This is a genomic window from Nocardia sp. NPDC049707, assembly GCF_040674855.1.
In the GTDB taxonomy this organism is placed as follows: domain Bacteria; phylum Actinomycetota; class Actinomycetes; order Mycobacteriales; family Mycobacteriaceae; genus Nocardia.
The window spans coordinates 1-26227 of record NZ_JBFANN010000068.1 but is presented as its reverse complement, the minus strand read 5'-3'; the positions used below and the strand labels follow the sequence as shown (position 1 = coordinate 26227).

The following is a 26227-nucleotide window of genomic DNA, read 5'->3' as shown; positions in this document are numbered from 1 at the left end:
GTTCGGCAATCCAGGTCGACGCGGTCAGATGGAGCTGTTCGTGCAAGCCCGAGTCGTCGAAGCGCATGCGCCGCAGGCGCGAGTCTCGACGGCTCGGACGCGAGACCGAAGGGGGCCGCGAACCCGCCGCGCCGCAGGCGCGGCAAATTAGACACAGCCAATAGACTCAGCCGGTGGCCCCGCGGATTCCTGTTCTGATCGTTGCCGGGTTTCTGGGATCCGGGAAAACGACGCTGCTCAATCATCTGCTGCGCAACAATCGGGGCACGCGGATCGGGGTGGTGGTCAACGACTTCGGGGCCATCAATATCGATTCCATGCTGGTGGCCGGACAGGTCGATGCGATGGTCTCTCTCGGCAATGGGTGCGTCTGCTGTGCGGTGGATGTCGGCGAACTCGATGACCTGTTCAGCAGGCTCGCACAGCCGCGCGCCAAGATCGATGTGATCGTGGTCGAGGCCAGTGGGCTGGCCGAACCACGCAATCTGATTCGAATGGTGGTGGGCAGCGAGAATCCGCGCATCCGCTACGGCGGTTTGGTCGAGGTGGTCGACGCCGAGCAGTTCCCGGATAGTCGCGAGCGTCATCCCGAACTCGCCACTCATCTGCGGCTGGCGGATCTGGTGGTGCTCAACAAGGCCGATCGGGTGGTGTCGGAGCGGTTGGCCGGATTGCGGCAGGAGATCACCGACCTGATCGGGCAGGTGCCGGTGTACGCGACCACCCGTGGCCGCATCGACCTCGGCCTGCTTTTCGACGAGCCGCTGCGGGAAATCCCGCGCGTCGCCGAACAATTGAGCTTCGACGAACTGCTGCACGACCACGACCATGACCACGACGACCATGCCGAGCATCGTCATCTGCACGACTACTACACCAGCGTGTCCTTCACCAGCGACAGAGAATTGGATCCGCGCCGCTTGGTCGAATTCCTCGAGGATCCGCCGCCCGGCCTGTTCCGCGCCAAGGGATTCGCCGCCTTCGGGGTTGCGGCCGAACGCCGGAAGTTCGTGCTGCATATGGTCGGTCGCCACATTGTCTTCGAACCGGACTCCTGGTCGCGCGGCGAATCTCGCACGACCCAATTGGTGCTGATCGGCGCGGGGTTGCCCGCCGACGCTGCACTGGCGCGACTGCACGATACGGTGCACACTTCCGCCGAACCGCTGGATGAGCAAGCTATGCTCGGCATCTGGCGCTACACCCGACACTGACGCCTCGAAACGTTGGCGCGTTCTGCTCGAAACCGGCGGGTTCGGTACTTGGCACGGCGAGCGCGCGGACATAGAAATGACAGATGGCCCGCCGTGCGCGGCATGTGCGCAACGGAGCGAACCCGGCGCGTGCGGTGTCGGTTCGGCCCAAGAACCGTGATCGACCGTATTTTTCTCTACGACCGATTGGAGAGTTCCGTGTCAGAGACCTGGGAGACTGCCACCGCGTACGTGGTCGCCGCGCTGGAGGCCAAGGGCACCGCGACCCGTGACGATTTCGATGTGCCCGCCATCGTCGCCGCATCCCGAGACATAGCCGACAGCTGGGATTTTCGCGCCATCGAGGATGCGACCTTCTGGCGGATCGTGGCGACCTTCCTGAGGGTCTGACCGGACCCGGCGGGACGGGGTGCGGTGCGTGGGGATACGGCGGATCAGGCCGGTAGGTCCGATCGGTCCATGAGCTGGGTCATGGACCGACGGCGGGCCGCCCGCCGCATCGAGCCCACATCCGGATATCCGAGCAGTTCGGCTCGGCGCGTTGGGCTCAGCTCGGCGCCATCCGCACTCGCCTGCGCAAGGCGAGCATTGCGCGCCCCGCTAATTCCAACCGCGCCCCTCTGAGCGCGGATCGGCGGATCTTGTGCGGGAGAACGCTATCCCGCGCCTATTGAATCGTCAGCAATTTCGCGTCACAGCGTGTTGCGGGCAATAACCGCAGGAGTTCACGACGTGGCTATTCACCGGCAGTGGGCCTTTACCCGCAGGCGTTCACCCATTCCGACAACCCGTCGGCGAAGAGCTGGCGCTTCCAGATCGGAACTTCGTGTTTGATCCGATCCACCAATTCCGCACAGGTGCTGAAGGCTGCGCTGCGGTGCGGTGCGGCGACCGCGACGACGATCGCCAGATCACCGACGGTCAGCTGCCCGATCCGGTGCACGGCCGCGACCGGGAGTCCGGATTGCTCGGCCAGTTCGGTGCAGCAATTTCGCAGAAACCGCTCGGCTTCCGGATGCGCCGAATATTCCAGGGCGGAAACCGCTTGTCCGCCATCGTGATTGCGCACTTTGCCGGTGAAGACCACGACGGCGCCGTGCTCCGGCCCGGTCACCGCCGCCTCGACCACCGCCGGATCCAGCGGTTGCTCGCTGATACCGGCCAGGCGTACGGCCGCGAATTCACTTGTTGTCATGGTTGCCGCCTCCGGCTACTTGCGCGAGCAGATGATCCAGCAGCGGCTCGAGCACCGCCATACCGTCTTTGACCCCACCGGGGGAGCCGGGCAGATTCACCACCACCGATCGGCCCGCCAGTCCCGCCACACCGCGACTGAGCGCTGCCAACGGGAATTTCGCGGTGCCGCGCTGCCGAATCGCTTCGGCGACGCCGGGCAATTCACGATCCAGTACCGCCAGCGTCGCCTCGGGTGTTGCATCGGTGGGCGACGCGCCGGTGCCGCCGGTACTGATCACCAGCGACGGTTCGAACCGCAGGGCATCGGCCAAGCCGATATCGATCTCGGCGTCGGCGTAGATCAGTGGGCCGCGCACCGAGAAGCCAAGTCCGCCAAGCCAATCCGCGAGTACCGGACCGGTCGTGTCCGCGCGGGTGCCGACCGCTGCGCCGGTGGAGGCGACCAGCACGACGGCAGTGCGCTCATCGGCATCCGAGATCGGCTCCGGCACATTATCTTCCGTGGCGGGCTCCGGTTCGTCGGCGAGCGTGGGAATGTCCACGGGTTCCTGCTCCGCAGGCCGCTCCCAATGTCCGTGCTTGCCACCCTCTTTGGTAAGCAGCCGCACGCCGTTGAGCGTCGCGGCCGGGTCGACCGCCTTGACCATATCGTGCAGGGTGAGTCCGGCGACCGCGACCGCGGTCAGTGCCTCCATCTCGACGCCGGTGGGGCCCTTGGTTTTCGCGCTCGCCTCGATCGTGATGGTGTCCTCGGTGAACCCGAATTCGACCTTTACCGAGGACAGGGCCAGCTGATGGCATAGCGGAATGAGTTCCGAGGTCTTCTTCGCACCCGCGATTCCGGCGATCCGCGCGGTCGAGAGCACATCGGCCTTCGGCATATCGTCGGCCCGGACCAGCGCGACCACCTCCGCGGTGGTCCGCAGCTCACCGGCCGCGACCGCGATCCGAGTGGTGTCGGACTTCGCGCTCACATCGACCATGCGGGCGCGACCTTCCCGGTCGACATGGGACAACTCACTCATAGTGACCACACTCGCACAGCTGCGCCGACCGCCAGCGAGGTGACCTCTGCGGGCACATCGACCAATACATCCGCCCAGGCCATGCCCGCGATGAGATGCGAACCGGGTCCGGAGATGACCTCGACGGCGGTCGGCCTGCGATGCAATCCGGGCGCCGCGGAGTCATCGCGCACCAACTGTCCGCGCAGAAATTGGCGCCGTCCCTTCGGCGAGCGCACCGCATTGCGCAGTGCCACCTCGTAGCTCTCCACTTCGGGCAGGCCCGCGATACGGCGCAGCATGGGCCGCGCGAATATCTCGAAGGACACCATGGTGCTGACCGGATTTCCAGGAAAACTCAGCACCGGAACTCCATCGACAAGGGTAAGTCCTTGCGGCCCACCGGGTTGCACCGCGACCGAGCCGAATTCGCCGCCCAGCGGTTGTAATACGTCCTTGACCACCTCGAAGTCGCCCTTGGATACCCCGCCGGAGGTAAAGACGATATCGGCGGATTTCGTTGCGGCGGAAAGCAGTGCGCGGAACTTCGCCGGATCGTCGGTACTGTGCTCCACCGACACCACGTCGACACCGTTGGCGCTGAGGGCGGCGGCGAGGGCGATACCGTTGGAGTTGTAGATCTGGCCGGGACGCAATGCTGTTCCGGCGGCAACCAATTCGTCACCGGTGGTGATGACCGCCGCCCGAATCGGTTGGAATACCGGCACATTCGGCAGACCGACCGCTGCAATTGCGGCAATGTGGCGGGGCGCCAGCATGGTGCCCGCGCGGGTCAGTAGATCGCCGGAGCGCACATCGGTACCCGGTTCGCGGACGAACTCACCCGCGGTGCGTCCCCGCTCGATGGTCACCGTCGCGTCATCGCTGTGTACATCTTCTACCGGCACCACACAATCGGCGCCGGGCGGAATCGGCGCACCGGTCATCACCTTCATCGCGGCGCCACGCGGCAATGGCGTCTGTCCGGCCGCGCCCGCCGCGACCACACCGACGAGTGGCAACGTCACCGGAGTGACCACCACCGATTCGGCGCGCACCGCATATCCGTCCATCGCGGAGTTGCGGAACACCGGCAGGTCGACCGGCGCGTGGATATCGTCGGCCAGCTGTCGGCCCAGCGCGGCGGGCACCGCGACGGATTCGATCGCGCGAGCGGCCAGCGGGCGCAGCAGCGCCTCGATGGTTTCCCGGTGAGCGTCGACGGACCGGGCGGTGGCCGGCGGGCTGGGTCGGTGGCCACCGGAGGTGTCGGCACGCGAGGTCATACGGTCAGCCTAATCGCCGAACGGTAGCGGGTTCGCTTGTCGTATCGCACGAACGCTCACCCGCTGAACTCGGAGTTTGTGAACTCAGGATGGTGCGGTCCGACCATGGGCACAGCGCGCGGACCGGTCATAATGGACTTGTGACGCTGGTCGAGATGGGGATTCCCGCTGTGCGGTCCAGGCCGCCCTCGCTCGATGGACGGCCCGACACGCCGTACCTGGTTGATCGATTCGGGCGCACCGCACGCGACCTGCGCATATCGATCACCGAAAAGTGTTCGCTGCGATGTACCTACTGCATGCCCGCGGAGGGCCTGCCCGCGATCCCGCAGGACGAACTGCTGACGGTAGAGGAGATTGTGCGGCTCGTCGCACTCGCGGTGCGGGAATTGGGGGTGCGCGAGGTCAGGTTCACCGGCGGTGAGCCACTGCTGCGCCGCGAGCTGGAGCGGATCATCGCGGGCTGCCACGAGCTGGTCCCCGAGGTTCCGCTGTCCATGACGACCAATGCTGTCGGACTCGCCCATCGGGCCCGCGGTCTCGCGGCCGCCGGCCTGAGCCGGGTGAACATCTCGCTGGATACGGTGGATCGGCTCGGCTTCGCCCGCCTGACCCGCCGTGACCGGCTCGACTCGGTCTTCGCGGGCATCCGCGCGGCCAGGGACGCCGGGCTGGCGCCGATCAAGATCAATGCCGTACTGATGCGCGACACCCTCGCCGGTGCGCCGGATCTGCTGCGCTGGTGTCTGGACGAGGGCTGTGAACTGCGGTTCATCGAGGAGATGCCGCTGGACGCCGATCACGAATGGGCCCGCGCCAACATGGTGACCGCGGCCGAGTTGCTCGCCGTGCTCGGTACCAGGTTCACACTCACCGAGGTCGGCCGGTCGGATCCCGCGGCCCCGGCGGAGAAATGGCTCATCGACGGCGGCCCGGCCATGGTCGGCATCATCGCGACGGTGACCCGCAAGTTCTGCGATGCCTGCGACCGGACCCGGCTCACCGCCGACGGCATGCTGCGGTCGTGCCTGTTCAGCGATCAGGAATTCGATGTGCGCCGGGCTCTGCGCACAGGTGCCGACGACGATGAGATCGCCACCATCTGGCGCGGCGCCATGTGGAACAAATGGGCGGGACACGGGATTGATGCCGAGGATTTCGTCCCGCCGGAACGCACGATGGGAGCTATCGGTGGTTGAGATCCGCTACTTCGCCGCGATTGCCGACGCCGTCGGCAAGGACCGGGAAATTCTGGACTTCCCGGCCCATGCCACCGTCGCCGACCTGCGCACCACCCTCGCCGAGTCATACGGTCCCGACCTCGACAAGATGCTCGCCGTCTGCGCCTACCTCGTCGGCGATGAACTCACCCGCGACCCGTCGGTCGCGCTCACGCCGCGCGTCGACGTCCTCCCACCCTTCGCGGGCGGCTGACGCCGTGCACGGCGTCAGGGGTGCTGGTCCGGCGGGTCAGCATCTGCGCCGATGCAATTCGCCGGACCGGATCAGAGGTCGCGTCGAGAGAGCCGAAATGGTCAGCGCCACCAGGTGTCGAACGGCGTGACGGGGACGGTGCGCTTGTGGCGGGTGTTCAGGAATATCGTCTCGAGCTTCTGGGCGACCTCGGCCGTGACGTCATTGCCCTCCAGATAGTCATCGATCTCGCTGTAGCGCAGGCCGAGCGCCTCCTCATCGGGCAGCGCCGGGCGGTCGTCCTCGAGATCGGCGGTCGGCACCTTGGACCAGATACTCGACGGTGCGCCGAGTTCCTGCAGCAATGCCGCGCCTTGGCGCTTGGTGAGGCCGCTCAGCGGGGTGATGTCGACGCCGCCGTCCCCGAATTTGGTGAAGAAACCGGTGACCGCCTCGGCCGCGTGATCGGTGCCGACGACGAGCAAATTTTCCTGACCGGCGATGGCGTACTGGGTCACCATGCGTTCGCGGGCCTTGATATTGCCGCGGACGAAGTCGCGTAGCTTGTCGACGCGTTGGGGGATGGCAGTCGGCGGAGCCGACGGGGTGGGTGAGCGCTGTTGGATGGCAGTCGGCGGAGCCGACGGGGTGGGGGAACTCAGCGCCGAGGCCACCTCGGCGGCAACGGCATTGGCGCTGGGGCGAATATTCACCACCACCGAGCGGTCGGGCTGGATGAACCGCAGCGCGATCCTGGCATCGGCCTCATCGGCCTGCACACCGTAGGGCAGGCGCACCGCGATGAAGGCGGCATCCGCACCGTCGGCACGCAGTTCCTGGACGGCGAGCTGGCAGAGTCGTCCGGCCAACGCGCTGTCCTGACCACCGCTGATGCCGAGTACGAAACCCCGTGCCGGACTTGCGCTCAGATAGTCCTTGAGAAAATCGACCCGCCGCCGCACTTCGACCTTCGGTTCGATATTCGATTGGACGCCCAACTCGGCGATGATCTGTTCACGCAGGTTCCCCATGACGCATCACTCTACTGGCCGGGCTTGGATGACCACCCGCCGAACGAATGCCTCCCAGTTATCGCCGATCCGACAGCGGTCATAGCCGAGTTCATGCATCTGATGCATTACCAATGCGGCGCCGAGCAGGCCGAGCAGACCATCGGCGATCAGTACGACGTCGCCGTCGACCCGCGCCTGGCGCAGCAGCATCGTCACGTGCGCACGGAGCAGGCCGTAGGGCGGTCCGGTAAAGCGGTCGCTCGCCTCGCCGACTTCCGCGGCGCGATGCAGTTCGCCCGCGACCTCGATATCGAGTAGCCGAGCCCGGCCGAAGGCGACCAGTCGTTCTACCGCCGTCGCGCCCGGCCCCAGCGGCGGTGGCCCGAACATGAACTCTTCCTGGAACTTTCGTTCGGCATGGTCCAAGAGCGCGCGCAACAGCCCCGACCTGCTGCCGAATCGGCGGAAGACGGTGCCCTTGCCGACCCCGGCCCGCTTGGCGAGTGCGTCCATCGTCAGGCTGTCGACACCGTGTTCGCGCACGATATCCTGCGCCGCGTCCAGGAGTAGCTGACGGTTGCGCGCGGCGTCGGCGCGTTCGTGATTTCCGGGCAGGGGCGCGCCGACGCCGACCAGCGGCAGCTCGGGCATCGTTCCGTCTGACATGGATGTGCTGTAGCTCACAGGCCTTTTGCCGTTTCTCCGGGAATGGAATCGGACCGCGGTCCGGTTGGTGTAGTCAGAAGTTCGGACACCACATCCAGTACACCAGGAGTCGTCATGAGTCAGACCCGCATCCTTACTCTTGTTGGCAGCCTTCGTGCCGCATCGATCAACCGCAGGCTCGCCGAGGCCGCGGCGCAGTCCGCACCGGAGGGTGTCGAGATCACCATCTTCGAGGGCCTCGCCGATATCCCCTTCTATAACGAGGATCTCGACGTGCCCGGCTCCGTACCCGCCGCCGCGCAGGCGCTGCGGGACGCGGTCGCCGCATCCGGCGGCCTGCTCCTGGTGACACCCGAATACAACGGCAGCATCCCCGCCGTACTGAAGAACGCCATCGACTGGGCTTCGCGCCCGTACGGTAGCGGCGCGCTCAAGGATCGGCCGGTTGCGGTGGTCAGCGGTTCGATCAGTCAGAATGCGGCCAAGTGGGCGCACGGCGATGTGGTCAAGGCGCTCGGCGTCGCTGGCGCCCGGGTTGTCGAGAACGCTCACCTGCACTTCGCCGGATTCGGCGAGCGGTTCGCGGAGTCGCATCCGCGCGAGGATGCCGAGGCGCTGACGCAGCTCGGCGCGACCGTGCACGAACTGGTGCAGGCAACCGGCGAACTGGTGTCCGCCTAAGCGTCGAGTCCCGCCAGCAGGGCCGCCCCCGGCTCCATTCGTGGAGTTCCGGGGGCGGCCCTTTTCGTTCGCCGAAAGAAGTTTGCTGGAAGGCCGCTACGGTAGGAAATTGTGATCTGCGCCACTGTTGTGTCGGGTTGCGAATCGAGCGTCCAGGGACTTACGCCTCGGGAATTTCATCCCTGTGACTCGCAACATGTCGTGTTGTATGAATCTGTCGGCCACTAGGTGTAGTGTCTTCGGTACTGGAAGACGGAATGAGATCAGCTTCCGCGGCAAGCGGCTGAGCAGCGGTTTCAGGAACCGATCCAGAAGTTTGCGCAGCGTACGTCGGATCAAGCGCCGGTAGCGACTGCTTGCGGGTCGCTCGACGATCAGCATACGGATCACAGGCTATGGATCAGGCATAGGAGAGAGGGACATCATTGACCATCACCGTGTACACCAAGCCCGCTTGTGTCCAGTGCAATGCCACCTACAAGGCGCTCGACAAGGCTGGGGTGGACTACGAAGTCATCGACATCTCCGAGGACGACGACGCGCGTGATTACGTCATGGCGCTGGGTTACCTGCAGGCGCCGGTCGTCGTCGCCGGTGAGGACCACTGGTCCGGCTTCCGGCCCGACCGCATCAAGTCGCTCGCGACCGTGGCGGCCTGATCGCATCCAGCTTTCCGGTGTATCCGATGGAAAGGGGAGGGGGTAGCCATGTCAACAGGGACAGCACTGGTCTACTTCTCCAGCGCCTCGGAGAATACGCACCGCTTCGTCGAGAAGCTGGGACTCCCGGCGACTCGCATACCATTGCACACCGCTGACTCGCTGCGCGTAGACGAACCATACGTGCTGATCGTCCCCACCTACGGGGGTGGTCGGCACGTACTGGGGGGAAATAGATCCGATAAGGATTTCGTGCCGCGGCAAGTCGCCAAGTTCCTCAACGATCCGCACAATCGCGCGCTGCTGCGCGGTGTCGTGGCGGCGGGAAACACGAACTTCGGCGATACGTATTGCTATGCGGGCGAGGTGATCTCGCGTAAGTGCGGGGTGCCCTACCTATATCGCTTCGAACTCATGGGAACCGCTGAGGACGTCGAGCGCGTCCGAGAGGGATTGGGATTGTTTTGGCAACAGCAACGACAGCGCCGACCGGCAAAACGGCTCGCTTAGAGCAGACCCCGGTCCGTACCGCCGAGACGGGCGAGGTCATGGACTACCACGCCCTCAATGCGATGCTGAACCTGTACGGCGCTGACGGCAAGATCCAGTTCGACAAGGACCGCGAGGCCGCCAACCAGTACTTCCTGCAGCATGTCAACCAGAACACCGTCTTCTTCCACAATCTCGACGAGAAGCTGGACTATCTGGTCGAAGAGAACTATTACGAGGCAGAGGTTCTCGAGCAGTACAACCGCGCGTTCATCAAGACGCTGTTCCAGCAGGCCTACGCCAAGAAGTTTCGGTTCCCCACCTTCCTCGGCGCGTTCAAGTACTACACCTCCTACACGCTCAAGACCTTCGACGGTAAGCGCTACCTGGAGCGATTCGAGGACCGGGTCTGCATGGTGGCGCTGACCCTGGCGGCGGGTGACGAGGCGCTCGCGGGCAAGCTGGTCGACGAGATCATCGACGGGCGCTTCCAACCCGCCACCCCGACCTTCCTGAACTCGGGTAAGAAGCAGCGTGGCGAGCCGGTCTCATGCTTCTTGCTGCGCATCGAGGACAACATGGAGTCCATCGGGCGCTCGATCAACTCGGCGCTGCAGCTGTCCAAGCGCGGCGGCGGAGTTGCTCTGCTGCTCAGCAATATTCGTGAGCATGGTGCGCCGATCAAGAAGATCGAGAACCAGAGCTCGGGTGTCATCCCGATCATGAAGCTGCTCGAGGATTCGTTCTCGTACGCCAACCAGCTCGGTGCCCGGCAGGGTGCGGGCGCGGTGTATCTGCATGCGCACCACCCGGACATCTACCGGTTCCTGGATACCAAGCGGGAGAACGCGGACGAGAAGATCCGGATCAAGACACTGTCGTTGGGTGTGGTGATCCCGGACATCACCTTCGAACTGGCGAAGAAGAACGAGGATATGTACCTCTTCTCGCCGTACGACGTGGAGCGCATCTACGGCGTGCCGTTCGCCGATATCGATGTCACCGAGAAGTACTACGAGATGGTCGACGACAAGCGCATCCGCAAGTCGAAGATCAAGGCGCGCGAGTTCTTCCAGACCATTGCCGAGCTGCAGTTCGAATCCGGCTACCCGTACATCATGTTCGAGGACACGGTGAACCGGGCCAATCCGATCGCGGGCAAGATCACCCATTCGAATCTGTGCTCGGAGATCCTGCAGGTGTCGACGCCATCGCTGTTCAACGACGATCTGACCTATGCCAAGGTGGGCAAGGACATTTCGTGCAACCTCGGCTCGTTGAACATCGCCAAGACGATGGATTCACCCGACTTCGCGCGGACCATCGAGGTGGCGATCCGGGCGCTGACCGCGGTATCGGATCAGACGCATATCTACTCGGTGCCCTCGATCGAACAGGGCAACAACGAATCCCACGCGATCGGCCTCGGACAGATGAATCTGCACGGGTATCTCGCTCGGGAGCGCGTGCACTACGGGTCCGAAGAGGGTATCGACTTCACCAACATCTACTTCTATACCGTGGTGTACCACGCGATTCGGGCCTCGAACCTGATCGCGAAGGAGCGCGGCACGTACTTCGGTGGCTTCCCCGAGTCCAAGTACGCCTCCGGTGAGTACTTCGACAAGTACACCGATCAGGTCTGGGAGCCGAAGACGGAAAGGGTCGCGCAGCTGTTCGCCGATGCGGGCGTGCACATTCCGACCCAGGATGATTGGCGTGAGCTGAAGACCTCGGTCATGGCGCACGGCATCTACAACCAGAACCTGCAGGCCGTCCCGCCGACCGGCTCGATCTCCTACATCAACCACTCCACCAGTTCGATCCACCCGGTGGCGTCGAAGATCGAGATCCGCAAAGAAGGCAAGATCGGCCGCGTCTACTACCCGGCCCCCTACCTCACCAATGACAACCTCGAGTTCTACGAGGACGCCTACGAAATCGGCTACGAGAAGATCATCGACACCTACGCCGCGGCCACCCAGCACGTGGACCAGGGCCTGTCGCTGACCCTCTTCTTCAAGGACACCGCAACCACCCGCGATCTCAACCGCGCCCAGATCTACGCTTGGCGCAAGGGCATCAAAACCCTCTACTACATCCGCCTGCGCCAAATGGCCTTGGAGGGAACCGAAGTCGAGGGTTGCGTCTCCTGCATGCTGTAGTCGCGGTCCGAAAGGGGCGGTCTCTGTTGCGAGACCGCCCCTTTCGGCTTTTCAATCGGATATCTGGCTAGAGTTATCGGACCACCGTGCGGGTGAGTCGACAGGAGGGGCGACCGACCATGGCCGATGTTGTGCTCGTGATCAATTCCGGCGGTCGACGAGATGCCGAGTGGCTCGACGAACTGACCGATGAGCTACAGACCGATCTGCGCGAGATCAAAGGTCTCGTGGTGCGACGTGCGACGGCGGCCGCGGGCGATGGGATGAAATCCGGGGCGCTGGAGCAGGTCGGCCAACTGGTGGCCTCCGGCGGTGCGATCGGCACCGTGGCGTGGGCGATACGGGACATCGTGATCAGATTCCTCGACCGCACCAGGGCTCGTTCTGTCACGGTGCGAAATGGCGATCGGGAGGTCACCATCGCCCGGCCGAGCGACGGTCAGGTCGACAAGATTGTCGATCAGCTGCGCGATCTGCTCGACGATGAGTAGTCCGACCGGGCGCCGGTTGGCGCTGTTCGTCGCCAACGACACCTACCACTTCGCGGGCCTGCCTCGGCTCTACGCGCCGGTCACCGATGCTGATCAGTTACGAGAGTTGCTGCGCGATCCAGAGATCGGTGGTTTCCGGCCGACCGAGCTATTGATCAACGAGTCCAAGGCCGAGATCGAACGCAGCATCGAGCGGTTGTTCCGTGGGGCCGAGCCGGAGGATGTCATCCTCTTCTACTTCTCCGGCCACGGCCTGCGCACCAGGCAGAACCTATATCTGGCAACCAGCAACACCGACCCACAGCTGATCAGCAGTACGGCGGTGTCCTCGACCTTCATCCGGGAGTTGATCAGGGAATCGGCCGCGACGGCGAAGATCATTCTGCTCGACTGCTGTTACAGCGGCGCGTTCCTCGGCCCGGATGTGGTCAAGTCCGCGCCGAATATCGACGATATCGGCCGTGAACTCTCCGCGGGAGACGGTATTTGCGTGCTGACCGCGTCCAGCGCGATCGAGACCGCCGAGGACGGACGGGCGAGTGCGGATCAATCCGCGCCGCTGTCGGTCTTCACCTCGGCGCTGGTGAAGGGCATCGGCACGGGCCTGGCCGATAGCGGCAGCGGACTTATCGGCGCGCACGATCTGTGGACCTATGTCAGCGCCGATGTGCGCAGCCGCACGAGCAGGCAGACTCCGAATCATTACGGCGTGTTCAAGGACGAGGTATACATCGCCCGGGTCCGACGGAAGTATTCCAGCATCCTCGAGGCGGGCGATCGAGTCCAACTCGGTGAACTGCTCGGTCGCCTCGAAAACGATCCAGTGACGGGTCTTCGCGCCGAGAACTGGTGGGGGACTGGAAGACTGAAGGTGCCGATCGGTCAGGAGCGGCGGGCGGAGGGGGCCGAGGGGGAGACCGTCTGGCTGGATCTGGCGGGGGCTGATGGGAACCTGCTCGTCATCGGCCGCGCCGGGGCCGGGAAGAGCACACTGCTGCGCACGCTCGCCGGATCACTCGCACTCACCCATACTCCGGACGAAGTGCAGATCTACGTGCTCGAGTCCAGTAACCGCTTGGGTTCGATGAGCGCGCTGCCGCATTTCGCCGATGTGGCAAGCGATGATGAACCCGAGCAGGTGCTGATGCTACTGGAGAAGATCACCACCGAGATCCGCACGCGCAAGAAACTCTACCGCGACAACAATATCGACTCGCCCGCCAGCTTGCGGTCCGCCCGGCCCTTGCTGACCGACGGACCGGTCGCCGATGTCTTCCTGCTGATCGACCGGTGGGGTGACTTCCGGGAGCACATCGCCGAACTCGACAGCAGGATCAGACAAGTGGCGAGCGCGGGCCCGGAGTACGGTGTGCATGTGGTCGCGACGGCTCGCGACTGGACCGAAATACCGGCCTGGTTGGCCGATCTGCTGCCCGCGCATATCGAACTTCGGTTGCATCGACCGGCGGAATCGAGGCTCAATCCGGAGCGTGCGGCACGTCTGCCGGAGGGACCGGGGTGGGCGCTGTACGGGCAGAGGCCTTTTCGCGTCGCCATGCCGGATCTGCGTGAGTTGCAACCGGATTCGGTGGGCATTGTGGAGATGACCGATGGCGCGGGCGAATTGGTGAGCCGAGTAGTCGGAACATCGCCCGCCGCGCGAGGTCCGCAGGTGCGGCGTTCGCCATTCGAAGGAGAGGTCGATTTCGCCGAACTGTTCGGGCTGGACGCGAACGACCGGGTCGATCTCGATGTCGCATGGCGGCGGAGGAAGGGGCCCGAGCGGCTGCGAGTTGCGATCGGTGTAACGCCTACGGGTGAAATCGTTGAGCTGGATCTGAAGCAAGCCGCAGAGGCGGGTATGGGTCCACACGGCCTGGTGGTCGGTGCCACGGGATCGGGCAAGTCGACGTTCCTACGGAATATTGTCGCGGGTCTGGCACTGAACCACCCGCCCGATGCGCTCAACTTCCTGCTGGTCTCTGGCAAGGGTGGCGTCGCATTCGACGGATTTGCCGGGCTGCCACATGTTTCGGCGATCGTCCCCGATCTGGAGGCCGATCTTCCGCTGGTCGATCGACTTGCCCAGTCGATCGCGGGGGAGGCGAACCGGCGAATGGAGTTGCTGCGGTCGACGGGAAACTTCGCGAATATCGCCGATTACGAGTCGGCGCGTGCCGCGGGCGTTCAACTCGATCCCCTGCCTGCATTGCTCATTATCGTGGATGAGTTCATCGAACTCCTTTCCCAGCGACCGGCATTCGCGGACGCGTTGGCCATGATCGGACGGCTCGGTCGATCCTTGGGATTGCATCTGTTGCTGGCGACGCAACGATTGGACGGAAACCGGATCGGTGGGCTCGAGGCGTACCTGGCCTATCGGATCGCCTTGAAGACGTTTTCAGCCAATGATTCGCGTGCGGTACTCGGCGTGCCGGATGCGTATCACCTGCCGAGCACAGCGGGGCACGGCTATCTGAGATATGAGCACACCGAGTTGGTTCGCTTCCGATCGGCTTACGTCTCGCGACCCGAGCGGAGCGCATCTGGAAACGATGCCGGTGCGTCGGTTCAGCGGACCCTGCTCGAGGCATTGGTGGCGCAACTGCAGGCGGGTGCTGCACTACCAGCGCGTCCGATGTGGTTGCCGCCGTTGACCGTGCCGAGGACGATCGACATGCTGATATCCCCGCTGAGCTCACCGGAGTGGTCGCAGGCACCGATCGGCGTCATCGACGATCCTTACTACCAGCGTCAAGATGTGCTGACGATGACGCCGATTACGGGTGGTCAAGGGAATATCACAGTGGTGGGCGGCCGAAAGTCCGGCAAGTCCACGGCATTGGCGACCATGGTTATGTCGATCGCGGCGACGTGTCCACCGGATGCGGTTCAGTTCTACGTACTCGACTTCGGTGGTGGATTGTTGGCGGACTTCGCCGGCATGCCGCATGTGGGCTCTGTCGCGGACAGGTCGGATCCGGATCGAGTGCGGCGCACCGTGGCCGAGTTGACGGCATTGCTGCGTCAGCGTTCCGTGCAGTTCGAAATGGAGAAGAACGCGTCGGCGCCGGAAGCCCCTGGCCGGCTGTCGGCGGCCGTTGCCCCTTCCGACATACGCCGTGATGCGGATCCCAGGCGGGCGGATCGGTTCGGCCAGGTATTCCTCGTCGTCGACGGCTGGCGAGAATTGTTGCGGCAGTTCGAATCGCTGGACAGCGACCTGTATATCCTTGCCGTACAGGGCAGCCAGTTCGGTATCCATGTGATTATCTCGGTAACCGGATGGCAGCATCTTCGGCCCGCGATCCGGGAGCGATCCGGACTGCGAGTGGAACTGCGGATCGACGATCCGAATGATTCCGAGCTCAGCAGGCAGGCCGCGGCCCTCGTGCCCGGACGGCCGGGCCGTGGACTGATTCTCGGGCCGAATGGGGTCCTGCACATCATGATGGCGCTGCCGCGGCTCGACTCGAATAGCGATGTCGACACATTACCTGCTGGTGTCCAAGCCGCGGTGCGGCAGCTGAATCAGGAATATCCCGATCGCCATGCGCCGGAGATTCGCATGCTTCCGGGCCACATCACGCGCACCGAAGTTCTCGAAGCCGCCGAGGCATTGGGAATCGAACCGAGTTGGAATCGCGTCGTTGTGGGCGTACGGGAATCCGATCTCGAGCCGTTGGTACTGGATTTTCATAGCCAGCCGCACTTTGTGGCTTTCGCCGATGCCGAATCGGGTAAGACGACGCTGCTCCGGAATATCGTGGCGGGGTTGGCCGAGAACGTCACGCCACAGCAAGCCACGATTGTGCTGATCGATTTTCGACGGACGATGCTCGGTGCGGTCGAGAAGGGGTACCTCCAGGGCTACTGCACCAGCTCGCAGACTGCGTCACATATGATTGCCGAGCTTGCCGAGTACCTTTCTCACCGCGATCCTGGACCGGACGTCACGGCGCAGCAACTGCGTGAGCGCGATTGGTGGAGTGGACCCGAGATTTTCGTCATTGTCGACGACTACGACCTTGTGTCCACCAGTACGGGCAATCCGCTGCTTCCGCTGGTCGAGCATCTCCCGTCCGCAAGAGAACTCGGGTTCCATCTGATCCTGGCCAGGCGCACCGGTGGCGCCGGACGTGCTATCTACGATCCGGTGATCAGCAGGTTGCGCGATATCGGTACCGAAGGATTGGTAATGAGCGGGTCACGCGAGGAGGGCGCGCTGATCGCTGATGTGCGAGCATCGCCATTGCCACCGGGCCGAGGTGTATTCGTGACCCGTTACCGCGCACCGGAGTTGGTGCAGATCTGTCACATTCCGCTCGAAGACTGAGTGCGCTCGCACCTTGCCTATTTTTCAAGAAGCGGCTCAGCCGAAGAACTGGCGGGGAGTTACTACGAAGGTGCAGACGCCTGCGAACCAGTGTTTGATCGATCAATTGGCAGAGGCGAGTCGTATTCGACGAACATTGTGCCAGCCGTATGGCGCTGAAAGCGGCGGACGCTGTTGGGTGACCGCCGCTTCAGCGGATGGTGTCAGCGCAGGGCGGGGGCTATTTCGCGCTCGAATAGGTCGATTCCGCTGGTGTCGTAAGCGGATTCGGGGAAGTTGAAGATGGCGTAGGCGAGGCCGAGGTCGCCGACCGCGGACAGTCGCTCGGTGATCTGTTCCGGGGTGCCCACGGCCGGGGAGGTGCGGAGCACGCCGTCGATGAAGGATGTGGCCTGGTCTTCGCTGATTACGGTGGTCAAGCGGGCCTGTAGGGCCGAAAGGCGTTGCTCGACTTCGGCTTCGGTGGATCCGATGACGGCATCGAAGTCCGAGGAGCGCACGATGGCATCGAAATCGGTGCCGACATCGGCACAGTGCGCGCGCAGGATTTCGGACTTATGGGTGAATTCCTCGGGTGCGCCGCTGAAGTTGGTGTACTGGGCGTACTTTGCCGCGATTCGCAGCGTCTTCTTCTCGCCGCCGCCCGCGACCCAGATCGGAATACCGCCCTCCTGCAAGGGGAGCGGCCGCACGATCGCATCGTTGACCTGGTAGTACTTACCGTCCAGCGTAGCCTTGCCCGCGGTCCAGGCCTGTCGGAAGACCTGCACGCCCTCGTCGAGGCGCCCGAGCCGTTCACCTGCCGACGGGAATCCGTAACCGTAAGCGCGCCACTCGTGTTCGTACCAGCCGCCGCCGATGCCCATCTCGACCCGGCCGCCGGAGATCAGATCGGTGGTCGCGGCGACCTTGGCCAGATACGCCGGATTGCGGTAACTGATCGCGGTACACATCTGTCCCAACCGAATTCGCGATGTGGTGGCCGCGAACGCCGACATCAGCGTCCACGCCTCATGCGTCGCCTCCTCGGTCGGGACCGGCACGGTGTGGAAGTGGTCGTACACCCATAGCGACTCCCAGGTATCTCCGGCATCGGCCCGCTGGGCGAGATCGCGCATCACCCCCCACTGCGCCGCCGGGTCGATATCGACCAAATCCAGCCGCCACCCCTGTGGAATGAAGATGCCGAAGCGCACAGATCTCTCCTTCATGTGTTTCTACCGAACCTATCGGCCTCCCGTGATCGGCGCAGGGTTCGGCTCGGCCTGCGTCGAATCACCTGCCGATGGGGAAATCGCTGGCGGGGTGGGTGCGGTCCGGGATGTGGATCGGCTCATAGTCGAGCGAGATATCGTCGATCTTCAGCTGACTCGAGTGTGAACACCGGCGTCACCGCATGTATCCTTCGATCGGTAGGTGCGCTTTACCCGATCCGGGCGGTGCATTCGAGAAATCCGCAGTGTGACGGTCCTGTGGCGGCGTTGAGGAGGTGAGGTTTCGATGCGTAGCGAACCTCCCAGTCGAAGGCCGCGCGGCGCCGCCCCTTCGTAAACCGTCCTGTCGTCGGTCCCGGGGTTGGTGCCCGCGGTGTGACTTCGTTTGATTCACTCGCTTACTCGCCGTGTGCCGAGGACCTCTCATGTCGCAGACCGATCTCATCGAAGCACGTCCCACGCTGTCCGCATCCCTGCGGGACATCGTGGATACCCATCGTGTCGACGCCGCGCTCGACTGGCTCGACAACCAGCAACCGCATGTCATAGCGGACGAACTCGCACGCATGGACGCCGTCCAGGCGGGCGTTGCCTTCCGTCTGCTCGATAAGGATCTCGCGCTCACGGTCTTCGAAGAGCTCGAACCGGTTGACCAGCAGCAGATTCTGGAGGGTCTGCGCGATCAGAGCTTCCGCGATCTGGTCGAGGCGATGGATCCCGACGACCGCGCCAGGATGCTGCGCGAGGCGCCGGCCAAGGTCGCCAAGAAGGTGCTGGCCGGACTGAGCGCGCGCGAACGCCGGATGACCGCCGCGTTGCTCGGCTATCCGGAGGGTTCGGTCGGGGTCTACATGACGCCGGAAGTCGTTGCGCTGCCGCGCAATCTGAGCGTGCCGGACGCATTGCAGACGGTGCGGATCAAGGGCATCAATGCCGAAACGGTGTACACGCTGCCCGTCGTCGACGCCGGTCGCCGCCTGACCGGCATTGTCGAATTGCGTGAGCTGGTCTTGAGCCGGCCCGACGCCATGGTGTCGGATCTGGTCGTCACCGAACCGACATTCGTGCGCGCGACCGACTCCGCCGAGAAGGCGGCGCGGTTGATGCGCGAAACCAATGTCATCAACCTGCCGGTGGTCGACAGCGAGGACCGGCTGGTCGGCCTGCTCACCATCGATGACGCCGTCGAGGTCATCGAGGCCGCCGACAGCGAGGACGTCGCCAAGCAGGCGGGTTCCGCGCCGTGGGAGGGCCACTACATGGCCGCCAAGGTATTCCAGCTGGCCCGCTACCGCGCGCTGTGGTTGCTGCTGTTGCTGTTCGCGGCCACGCTGACGGTCAGCGTCACCGATTTCTTCGAGGGCACCCTGCAGCAGGCGACGCACCTGGCGTTGTTCATTCCGCTGCTCATCGGCGCGGGCGGGAACGCGGGTGCCCAGGCGGCGACCGCCTGTGTGCGTGCACTTGCCGTCGGTGAGGTGCGCGGCTCCGACCTGTTCACGGTGATCTGGCGCGAATGCCGCGTCGGCCTGGTCCTCGGCACCATGCTGGCCACCGCGGGCGTCGCCATCGGCGCGCTGTTCGTCGACCCTGGGACCGCCTTGGTCGTCGGCGTCACCCTGATCATCATCTGCGGCTGGGCCGCAACCATCGGCGGCACCATGCCATTGCTCGCCAGGCGATTCCGCATCGATCCGGCGGTTGTCTCGGCCCCGATGGTCACCACCCTGGTCGACGCCACCGGCCTCATCATCTACTTCACCACCGCCAAACTGGTTCTCGGCATCTGAGGCGAAGACCAGAAATCCGGCTCGGTCGCGGACCGAGCCGGATTTACTTGTGGGTGTGGAGGTTTCAGAACTCCCAGTCTTCGTCTTCGGTGTTGACGGCCTTGCCGATGACGTAGCTGGAGCCGGAGCCGGAGAAGAAGTCGTGGTTCTCGTCGGCATTGGGGGACAGTGCCGAGAGGATGGCCGGATTGACGTCGGTTTCGTCCTTGGGGAATAGGCCCTCGTAGCCGAGGTTCATCAGCGCCTTGTTGGCGTTGTAGCGCAGGAACTTCTTGACATCCTCGGTGAGACCGACCTCGTCGTAGAGGTCCTGGGTGTATTCGACCTCGTTGTCGTAGAGCTCGAACAGCAGCTCGAAGGTGTAGTTCTTGAGGTCGTCGCGTTCGGCCTGACCGAGCAGTTCCAGACCCTTCTGGTACTTGTAGCCGATGTAGTAGCCGTGCACCGCCTCGTCACGGATGATCAGGCGGATCAGGTCGGCGGTATTGGTGAGCTTGGCCCGCGAGGACCAGTACATCGGCAGGTAGAAGCCGGAGTAGAACAGGAAGCTCTCCAGCAGGGTGGAGGCCACCTTGCGCTTGAGCGGATCGTCGCCGCGGTAGTACTCCAGCACGATCTCGGCCTTGCGCTGCAGGTTTCGGTTCTCCTCCGACCAGCGGAACGCATCGTCGATCTCGCGGGTGGAGCACAGAGTGGAGAAGATCGAGCTGTAGCTCTTGGCGTGTACCGACTCCATGAACGCGATATTGGTGAGCACCGCCTCCTCGTGCGGCGTCACGGCGTCCGGGATCAGGCTCACCGCGCCGACCGTGCCCTGGATCGTGTCCAGCAGTGTCAGGCCGGTGAAGACCCGCATGGTCAATTGCTTCTCGTCGGCGGTGAGGGTGTTCCACGACGGGATATCGTTGGACACCGGCACCTTCTCGGGCAGCCAGAAGTTGCCGGTCAGGCGATCCCAAACCTCGGCATCCTTCTCGTCGGGCACCCGATTCCAATTGATGGCCGACACCCGATCGATCAGTTTCATCCTGCTTCCACACCCTTCCCGAGCACACTGCCGCCGCGGAATTGCTACACCCTGGACACTACTCCTTGGGGGTGACAAGTCCATGCAGCACAACACCTTGTGTCGCAGCGGTGTCTTTCGTGATGGCGCAGGTGCGCCGGTGACCACCGCATGCGGCACCCATTGTGCGGCACGCATCGCGAAATCCGCGCATCGATGCCGACGCTGTCATCGCGGTCGCCCGCAGTTTGCGGACCGGTCGGTCGCGGGTCCGGTCCGTGGTTCCGGTGTCGGTGCCGAGATTGCTGCGATTGCCGGGCGACAACGGATGGTGCGCCGGGCCCGGTCGGCGGCACCGAAGTGGGGGCAGCGTCACATTTTCACTCGCGGATGTCGGAGCCCGGCAGTAGCATCGGTCGGACTGTGGCAGCGACCGAGAGGGCCCGATGTCCGCACCGACCGATCCGGATATGTCCGATCTGCTCGGCCGACTTTCGCGTGTGCCGAGTGGTCGCCGGAGCAAATGGGTCGTGCTCGGCGTCTGGATCATCGCCCTGCTGGCACTGGGCACCTTCGCCGGAAAGCTCACCGGCGCACAGCAGAACGACAATGTCACCTGGCTGCCGGACAGCGCCGAATCCACCCAGGCATTCAAGCTGGCCGAGAAATTCGGCAATAGCGATCAGGTTCCGGTGGTGCTGGTGTACGAGCGCCGCGACGGGATCACCGCCGCCGATCGACTCGCGGTCGGCGCCGACGCCAATCGGTTCCGGCAGGTCGAACATGTGGCGTCCGATAAGGTGTTCGGCCCGATCCAGTCCGGCGACGGTCAGGCGCTCGAGATTCTGGTGCCGATCTCGACGGGATCCGAGGGCTGGAACCGCCTGACGAATGTGGTCGATGCGATCAATGACGCGGCCGGGGACCGGCCCGACGGATTGTCGTTCTATGCCACCGGACCGGCCGGGTACGCGGCCGAATTCGGCAAGGTGTTCAAGAAAATCGACGGTCTGCTGCTCTACTCGGCCGCCGCGGTCGTCATCGTCATTCTGCTGATCACATATGGCCCGATGCTGTGGGCGTTGCCGCTGGTCGCCGTCGCTTTCGCGCTGGTGATATCGCAGGCCGCGGTATTCGGGGCGACCAAGGTGGGTCTGACCGTCAACGCGCAGAGCCAGGCCGTTCTCACCGTCCTGGTCTTCGGTGCGGGCACCGACTACGCGCTGCTGCTGGTTGCGCGCTATCGCGAGGAACTGCGCCGCCATGCCGATAAACACGAGGCGATGGCGGTCGCGTTGCATCGTGCCGGACCGGCGGTGCTGGCCAGCGGGTCCACGGTGATCGTTTCGATGTTGGCGCTGCTGGTGGCGGAAATGAACTCCACCAAGGGCACCGGGCCGGTCTGCGCCATCGGCATCGCGGTGGCGCTGCTAGCGATGTTGACGCTGCTGCCCGCGTTGCTGGTGACCGTCGGACGGTGGATCTTCTGGCCGCGGCATCCGAATTTCGGCACCGTCAGCGAGACCGAATCCGGCATGTGGGCGCGCATCGGCTTCGCCATCGCCCGGCGACCGCGCACAGTCTGGATCGGCACCGTGCTGGCGCTCGGCGCACTCGCGCTCGGTGCCGGCGGACTGAAGGCCGAGGGCATCGCGAACAAGGACGCCTTCGTCGGCTCATCGGCCGCGGTCACCGGAACCGAGGTGCTGGAAAGGCATTTCGATGCGGGCATCGGTCAGCCGGTCATGGTCGTCGCCGCATCCGCTCGCATCGATGCGGTCGCCACGGCCGTGGGATCGACATCCGGCATTACGGCGCCGTCGCGACCGATCGTCAAGGGTGATCTGGCCTATATGGAGGGCATGCTGACGGATCCGCCGGACAGTCGGGCCGCCGAGGCCACCATCGACCGAGTGCGCGCGGCAGTGCACGTGGTGGATCCGTCGGCCAGGGTCGGCGGGCAGACGGCCGTCGTGCTGGACATCAAACGCGCTGTGGCACATGACAATCGGGTCATCGCGCCGGTGGTGCTCGCCATTGTGATGGTGATCCTGATGGTGCTGCTGCGCGCGGTGGCCGCGCCGCTGCTGCTCACGGCGACGGTGGTGCTGTCCTATTTCGCCGCGCTCGGACTGAGCCGTTGGATCTTCGATCTGGCTGGTTTCCAGGGGGCCGACGCCGGACTGCCGCTGCTGACCTTCGTCTTCCTGGTCGCACTCGGCATCGACTACAACATCTTCCTGATGTCGCGGGTGCACGAGGAAGCGATCAAACATCGCACCAAGGCCGGCGCGCTCATCGGTCTGGCCGCGACGGGCGGCGTGATCACCTCGGCCGGGCTTGTCCTGGCGGGCACCTTCGCGGTATTCGCGACCATGCCGTTCGTGGCCTTCGCCGAATTGGGCATTGTCATCGCGGTCGGCGTGCTGCTGGATACCGTGATCGTGCGTTCGATCCTGGTCACCGCCCTGACGCTGGATATCGGCGACCGGATCTGGTGGCCGAGTGCGCTGGCCCGGCCGCGTCCGGCGACCGAACCCGAGCCGGAGGTCACCCTCAGCAAGTGACCCGCCGCCACGCTGCCGCATTTCTGGCGTGTCGAGGGTTACGTTGTGGCCGTCGTTTACCACGCGTTTCGCCAAGGAGGGTGTGTTATGACCAGTCCCGGCCCGACCAAGACCGGACCCGCGCTCAATGACATGACAATCTTCGCGGGCGTACTGCTTCTGATCACCGGCATCCTGCATCTGCTCTCCGCCGTAGCGGCCATCGCCAAGCGCGACTTTTTCGTGTTGACCGAGGATCAGGTCTTCCAGGTGAACGTCTCGTCTTGGGGCTGGGTCCACGTGGTGATCGCGGTGCTGATCATTATCGCGGGCATCGGCATTATTACCGGACAGACCTGGGGTTATCTGGCGGGTATCGTGATGGCCTCGATCAGCCTCGTGGACAACTTCCTGGTCGCGCCGATGTACCCGTTCTGGTCGTTGGTAATGATCGCGCTCGACGTGCTCATCATCTGGGCGCTGGCGCGGCAGATCAGCGCCGAAAGCGGAGCCGCGCAATAGCTTTCGCATTATCGGCCCCCGCCCCGTCGAGTACGGGTCGGGGGCCGAGTTGTTTTGCTTACATGGTGCACGGCGGCGATCCGCCCCGGCCGCCCGAGTACCTGAGCCTCGAGAACTTGGGTGGTGACGGCAGGGCGGCGATCTCGGCCAGGAGGACAGGCCCAGCCGAGGACCAACCGTCGAGAACGACGACGCAGATAATGGCCGCCTCGGCGGTCACCCCGAACCCTGAATAGTGCAGTGCCCCAAGGTTTCCCATGAAGCACTGCTATCACCGGTCAACTCCGCCCGGAGTTCGGATCTGGCACGTTCTGCGCTGTTGGTCGGCCGATCAGGTGGAACTGGTGGCGGCATCGGCCGAGAGATGCCACCGTCAGTTCCACGTGATCACTTGTCCAGTAGTGCATCTCGGGCTGCGGCCGACGATCACGGAATATGTGCCAGAGCCCGGAGTTCGACCCTCGTCGAGTCGGCGCTGGTCGGGCTGTCCACGGCGTATCCGGAGATCACCGAGAGACCCCTGCACAGCCGTGCACTGTGAGCGCTCGCCACCAGGCGAAGCGACGAGCCAGGCGAGTGCAGTTGCAGTTAGGCGGTGCCGAAGGGATTGTCGATGACGTATCGCCATCGGTTTTGCTCGTTGCGGCGGACGATGTCGGTTGCCGATCCGTGCAGGTCTAGAGGGTAGCCTTGCGCGGTCGTTCCGGTCATGGACCAGTCGAGGATGAGCAGGGCGATATCGCCGACGACGTAGCAGTGTCGGAGATCGACCTGGAGCGGCAGCCCGTAACTGCGAAGGTGGGCGGTGGCCGCGGAGCGGGCGAGCCCCTGCATTGGTTGTCCCGCAGTCGGCACGGAGATTGCGCCGGGTTCGTAGAGCTGGTCCAGCGCGGCCAGATCGCCGTCGTTGAACAGCTGAGCCCAGCGCGTCACAAAATCGGAAAGTTCGGCGTGCGTCGGGTCGGTTGAGTCGTCATGATCGATTGTCATGACTATTGGAGCATAACATGCTGTGCCGGTGACCATCTGGTGCCGGACGATCCTGGTCCGGGCGAACTTCAGTAGGTAGGCGCCGCTGTCGCGGTCGCCGAACACCCACCGATCTCGCCGGGAGGTGTTGAACGCACCGAAGTAGCGGCGCACGATCCACCGCGTCGGCTTGTTCGGGTGTGTGCGGCGAGCCCACTTGTAGGTCAGCTGCCACAGGTGGTGATCCAGGTCGTTGAATTCCTCGCTGGACACCACGCTCCGGTAGTAGGCGGCCCAACCCCGGATGATGGGGTTGAGCCGTGAAATCACCGCGGCCGCATTGGTTCCCCGCAGGGACCACATTTCGGCGCGCAGCCGTTCCCGGATCCGTCTCAGCGCTGCCTTGCTCGGCTTGATCAGCAGCGTGCCGCGATAACGGCGGATGTTGAATCCGAGGAAATCGAAACCCTCGTCGAGGTGGACGATGCTGGTCTTGGCCTCGTTGAAGGTCAGTCCCCTCGGCGCCAGCCATGCGGCCAGCTGCGCTTTGATGTGTTCGGCCTGTTGCCTGGAGTGGCAGAGGGCGATCAGATCGTCGGCGTATCTGATCAATACCGGGGAGTTCCGGTGCGCCGCGGCGGCTTTGGGGCCGGCCGGGCGGTCCACGGTTTCGCTTCGTGGTGGATCCACCGTGTCAGCTCCGCCTTCTCGGGGCCGGTCGTGATGACCTGCCCGTCGATGCCCGGGGTCTTGCGGCCGGCGTTGACCTCCGTCACCCGCCGCACGCTTACCAGCGTGTTGGCGCGGGAGCGGAGCATCAGCTTCTGCAGGTTGCGGACCCGCTTACGGTCGCCTGCCTGCGTTGCCGTGAAGATCCGTTGCCGCAGACGCCGTACGTCATGCTCGATTGCCCGCCAATCTGGCGCGGCCCAGTCGAATTCGCCGTCCTGCGGTCGGTTCACCATCTCGGTGTCCAACGTGTCCGCAGGCTCTGGTGTCGTCGTCATCGTTTCCTTCACAGGCTCACCTGGCCCGCGTCAGCACCCTTTCGGGTTCGGACACTCGGTCCGGTATCCGGCCGGTTATCCGCGACCGGCTGGCGGAGGAGCCAGCCACGTCTGGTCGCGGTTTCCCGCTGCCTTTCGGCCACCGGCATTGGCTTGTCGGGCCATCCCAATCCCGCTCGGGGAGTTCAGCTTTCCTCACGGTCGACCTACCCGCACCCTGTTGCCGGGCGCGGGACCCCGTCGGGGTTACCACGTTCCACACGCGCGAGTTACGACCGGGGAGGGTGCCTCCTATATCCCGGGGACGACGGTGCTCACCCGGCCGAGTGCCGTCCTCGACCAGCGCCTGCCGCCTTGCAACGGCCGAACTCTGCCCCCTGCCAACTGCTGTCCATCGACAAGGTCCGCTTTACGAGACATCAACGGAGGTTCACGCAATTCACCCGTCCGGTCTGCCCCTAACCCCAATGCCGCGCAGTTAGCGCGGATGGGCCGGTCGTCAAGTGAGTCTTGTTGTGGTGCTTGATGTGTCGTGGAATGGAACAGCGGAACTCCTGGT

The 26227-nt window shown here is 64.2% G+C and carries 21 protein-coding genes and 1 pseudogene; 13 read left to right on the top strand and 9 right to left on the bottom strand.

Features of this window, described 5'->3' with window-relative positions; translation table 11 throughout:
• Positions 1-173: 173 nt before the first annotated feature.
• Positions 174-1214: a CobW family GTP-binding protein gene (locus AB0J29_RS34795; RefSeq protein WP_364795057.1), complete on the top strand. Its 1041-nt coding sequence runs from the start codon at positions 174-176 to the stop codon at positions 1212-1214.
• Between the two features lie 198 nt (positions 1215-1412).
• Positions 1413-1604, top strand: coding sequence for a hypothetical protein (locus AB0J29_RS34790; protein WP_364795055.1), 192 nt, complete (start codon positions 1413-1415; stop codon positions 1602-1604).
• A gap of 367 nt (positions 1605-1971) precedes the next feature.
• Here AB0J29_RS34790 and AB0J29_RS34785 read toward each other — a convergent pair whose 3' ends face one another.
• From AB0J29_RS34785 to glp, 3 genes are read right to left on the bottom strand one after another with little or no spacing between them, the layout of a single operon-like run.
• Complete coding sequence (locus AB0J29_RS34785) at positions 1972-2409, bottom strand: molybdenum cofactor biosynthesis protein MoaE (protein WP_364795053.1); 438 nt, start codon at positions 2407-2409, stop codon at positions 1972-1974.
• Positions 2396-3436 carry a bifunctional molybdenum cofactor biosynthesis protein MoaC/MoaB gene (gene moaCB / locus AB0J29_RS34780; protein ID WP_364795051.1) on the bottom strand — a complete coding sequence of 347 codons (1041 nt, stop codon included), beginning with the start codon at positions 3434-3436 and terminating at the stop codon, positions 2396-2398. Before moaCB ends, AB0J29_RS34785 begins: the two co-directional genes overlap by 14 nt.
• Positions 3433-4701: a gephyrin-like molybdotransferase Glp gene (gene glp, locus AB0J29_RS34775; RefSeq protein WP_364795050.1), complete on the bottom strand. Its 1269-nt coding sequence runs from the start codon at positions 4699-4701 to the stop codon at positions 3433-3435. Before glp ends, moaCB begins: the two co-directional genes overlap by 4 nt.
• A 155-nt stretch (positions 4702-4856) precedes the next feature.
• Here glp and moaA point away from each other — a divergent pair, with 155 nt between their 5' ends.
• Both moaA and AB0J29_RS34765 read left to right on the top strand, forming a co-directional pair.
• Positions 4857-5900, top strand: a complete 1044-nt coding sequence (gene moaA / locus AB0J29_RS34770) for a GTP 3',8-cyclase MoaA (protein ID WP_364795062.1) — start codon at positions 4857-4859, stop codon at positions 5898-5900.
• On the top strand, positions 5893-6135 hold the full coding sequence (locus tag AB0J29_RS34765; RefSeq protein WP_364795048.1) for a MoaD/ThiS family protein: 243 nt from the start codon (positions 5893-5895) through the stop codon (positions 6133-6135). Before moaA ends, AB0J29_RS34765 begins: the two co-directional genes overlap by 8 nt.
• 101 nt (positions 6136-6236) lie before the next feature.
• Here AB0J29_RS34765 and nadE read toward each other — a convergent pair whose 3' ends face one another.
• Positions 6237-7145 (bottom strand): ammonia-dependent NAD(+) synthetase, encoded by a 909-nt coding sequence (nadE, locus tag AB0J29_RS34760; RefSeq protein WP_364795047.1) that lies wholly within the window; start codon positions 7143-7145, stop codon positions 6237-6239.
• A gap of 6 nt (positions 7146-7151) precedes the next feature.
• Positions 7152-7778, bottom strand: coding sequence for a helix-turn-helix domain-containing protein (locus AB0J29_RS34755; protein WP_364795061.1), 627 nt, complete (start codon positions 7776-7778; stop codon positions 7152-7154).
• Between the two features lie 129 nt (positions 7779-7907).
• Between AB0J29_RS34755 and AB0J29_RS34750 the strand changes: the two genes are divergently transcribed.
• The 6 genes and pseudogenes from AB0J29_RS34750 (at position 7908) to eccCb (ending at position 16614) form a co-directional block, all read left to right on the top strand.
• Positions 7908-8474 (top strand): NAD(P)H-dependent oxidoreductase, encoded by a 567-nt coding sequence (locus tag AB0J29_RS34750; protein WP_364795046.1) that lies wholly within the window; start codon positions 7908-7910, stop codon positions 8472-8474.
• A gap of 425 nt (positions 8475-8899) precedes the next feature.
• A complete protein-coding gene (locus AB0J29_RS34745; protein ID WP_364795045.1) occupies positions 8900-9133 on the top strand; it encodes a redoxin NrdH in 234 nt (77 codons plus the stop codon).
• A gap of 48 nt (positions 9134-9181) precedes the next feature.
• Positions 9182-9643: a class Ib ribonucleoside-diphosphate reductase assembly flavoprotein NrdI gene (gene nrdI, locus AB0J29_RS34740; RefSeq protein WP_364508627.1), complete on the top strand. Its 462-nt coding sequence runs from the start codon at positions 9182-9184 to the stop codon at positions 9641-9643.
• Between the two features lie 38 nt (positions 9644-9681).
• A pseudogene (gene nrdE / locus AB0J29_RS34735) lies at positions 9682-11787 on the top strand (class 1b ribonucleoside-diphosphate reductase subunit alpha); the annotation flags it as partial.
• Between the two features lie 119 nt (positions 11788-11906).
• Positions 11907-12278 (top strand): hypothetical protein, encoded by a 372-nt coding sequence (locus AB0J29_RS34730; RefSeq protein WP_364795043.1) that lies wholly within the window; start codon positions 11907-11909, stop codon positions 12276-12278.
• On the top strand, positions 12271-16614 hold the full coding sequence (eccCb, locus tag AB0J29_RS34725) for a type VII secretion protein EccCb (RefSeq protein WP_364795041.1): 4344 nt from the start codon (positions 12271-12273) through the stop codon (positions 16612-16614). The genes AB0J29_RS34730 and eccCb overlap by 8 nt, the downstream gene beginning before the upstream one ends.
• Before the next feature lie 203 nt (positions 16615-16817).
• On the opposite strand, the gene AB0J29_RS34720 is transcribed toward eccCb, so the two are convergent.
• On the bottom strand, positions 16818-17810 hold the full coding sequence (locus tag AB0J29_RS34720; RefSeq protein WP_364795059.1) for an LLM class F420-dependent oxidoreductase: 993 nt from the start codon (positions 17808-17810) through the stop codon (positions 16818-16820).
• 443 nt (positions 17811-18253) lie between these two features.
• On the opposite strand from AB0J29_RS34720, the gene mgtE reads away from it, so the two are divergent.
• Positions 18254-19618: a magnesium transporter gene (gene mgtE / locus AB0J29_RS34715; RefSeq protein WP_364795040.1), complete on the top strand. Its 1365-nt coding sequence runs from the start codon at positions 18254-18256 to the stop codon at positions 19616-19618.
• Positions 19619-19682: 64 nt separating this feature from the next.
• Here the strand turns inward: mgtE and nrdF are convergent, their stop codons facing one another.
• On the bottom strand, positions 19683-20645 hold the full coding sequence (nrdF, locus tag AB0J29_RS34710; RefSeq protein WP_364508639.1) for a class 1b ribonucleoside-diphosphate reductase subunit beta: 963 nt from the start codon (positions 20643-20645) through the stop codon (positions 19683-19685).
• Positions 20646-21070: 425 nt separating this feature from the next.
• Between nrdF and AB0J29_RS34705 the strand changes: the two genes are divergently transcribed.
• A complete protein-coding gene (locus AB0J29_RS34705; protein ID WP_364795039.1) occupies positions 21071-23191 on the top strand; it encodes an MMPL family transporter in 2121 nt (706 codons plus the stop codon).
• 87 nt (positions 23192-23278) lie between these two features.
• Positions 23279-23692 carry a hypothetical protein gene (locus AB0J29_RS34700; protein WP_364795037.1) on the top strand — a complete coding sequence of 138 codons (414 nt, stop codon included), beginning with the start codon at positions 23279-23281 and terminating at the stop codon, positions 23690-23692.
• Between the two features lie 588 nt (positions 23693-24280).
• Here AB0J29_RS34700 and AB0J29_RS34695 read toward each other — a convergent pair.
• Together AB0J29_RS34695 and AB0J29_RS34690 are read right to left on the bottom strand one after the other, a co-directional pair.
• A complete protein-coding gene (locus AB0J29_RS34695) occupies positions 24281-25351 on the bottom strand; it encodes a group II intron maturase-specific domain-containing protein (RefSeq protein ID WP_364795035.1) in 1071 nt (356 codons plus the stop codon).
• A complete protein-coding gene (locus AB0J29_RS34690; RefSeq protein WP_364795033.1) occupies positions 25270-25680 on the bottom strand; it encodes a reverse transcriptase N-terminal domain-containing protein in 411 nt (136 codons plus the stop codon). The genes AB0J29_RS34695 and AB0J29_RS34690 overlap by 82 nt, the downstream gene beginning before the upstream one ends.
• Between the last annotated feature and the right edge of the window lie 547 nt (positions 25681-26227).

Coding starts and splice junctions, on each gene's coding strand:
- AB0J29_RS34785 (WP_364795053.1), bottom strand. CDS start 2,409: ATGACAACAAGTGAATTCGCGGCCGTACGCCTGGCCGGTATCAGCGAG.
- moaCB (WP_364795051.1), bottom strand. CDS start 3,436: ATGAGTGAGTTGTCCCATGTCGACCGGGAAGGTCGCGCCCGCATGGTC.
- glp (WP_364795050.1), bottom strand. CDS start 4,701: ATGACCTCGCGTGCCGACACCTCCGGTGGCCACCGACCCAGCCCGCCG.
- moaA (WP_364795062.1), top strand. CDS start 4,857: ATGGGGATTCCCGCTGTGCGGTCCAGGCCGCCCTCGCTCGATGGACGG.
- nadE (WP_364795047.1), bottom strand. CDS start 7,145: ATGGGGAACCTGCGTGAACAGATCATCGCCGAGTTGGGCGTCCAATCG.
- AB0J29_RS34755 (WP_364795061.1), bottom strand. CDS start 7,778: ATGCCCGAGCTGCCGCTGGTCGGCGTCGGCGCGCCCCTGCCCGGAAAT.
- AB0J29_RS34750 (WP_364795046.1), top strand. CDS start 7,908: ATGAGTCAGACCCGCATCCTTACTCTTGTTGGCAGCCTTCGTGCCGCA.
- nrdI (WP_364508627.1), top strand. CDS start 9,182: ATGTCAACAGGGACAGCACTGGTCTACTTCTCCAGCGCCTCGGAGAAT.
- AB0J29_RS34730 (WP_364795043.1), top strand. CDS start 11,907: ATGGCCGATGTTGTGCTCGTGATCAATTCCGGCGGTCGACGAGATGCC.
- eccCb (WP_364795041.1), top strand. CDS start 12,271: ATGAGTAGTCCGACCGGGCGCCGGTTGGCGCTGTTCGTCGCCAACGAC.
- mgtE (WP_364795040.1), top strand. CDS start 18,254: ATGTCGCAGACCGATCTCATCGAAGCACGTCCCACGCTGTCCGCATCC.
- nrdF (WP_364508639.1), bottom strand. CDS start 20,645: ATGAAACTGATCGATCGGGTGTCGGCCATCAATTGGAATCGGGTGCCC.
- AB0J29_RS34705 (WP_364795039.1), top strand. CDS start 21,071: ATGTCCGCACCGACCGATCCGGATATGTCCGATCTGCTCGGCCGACTT.
- AB0J29_RS34700 (WP_364795037.1), top strand. CDS start 23,279: ATGACCAGTCCCGGCCCGACCAAGACCGGACCCGCGCTCAATGACATG.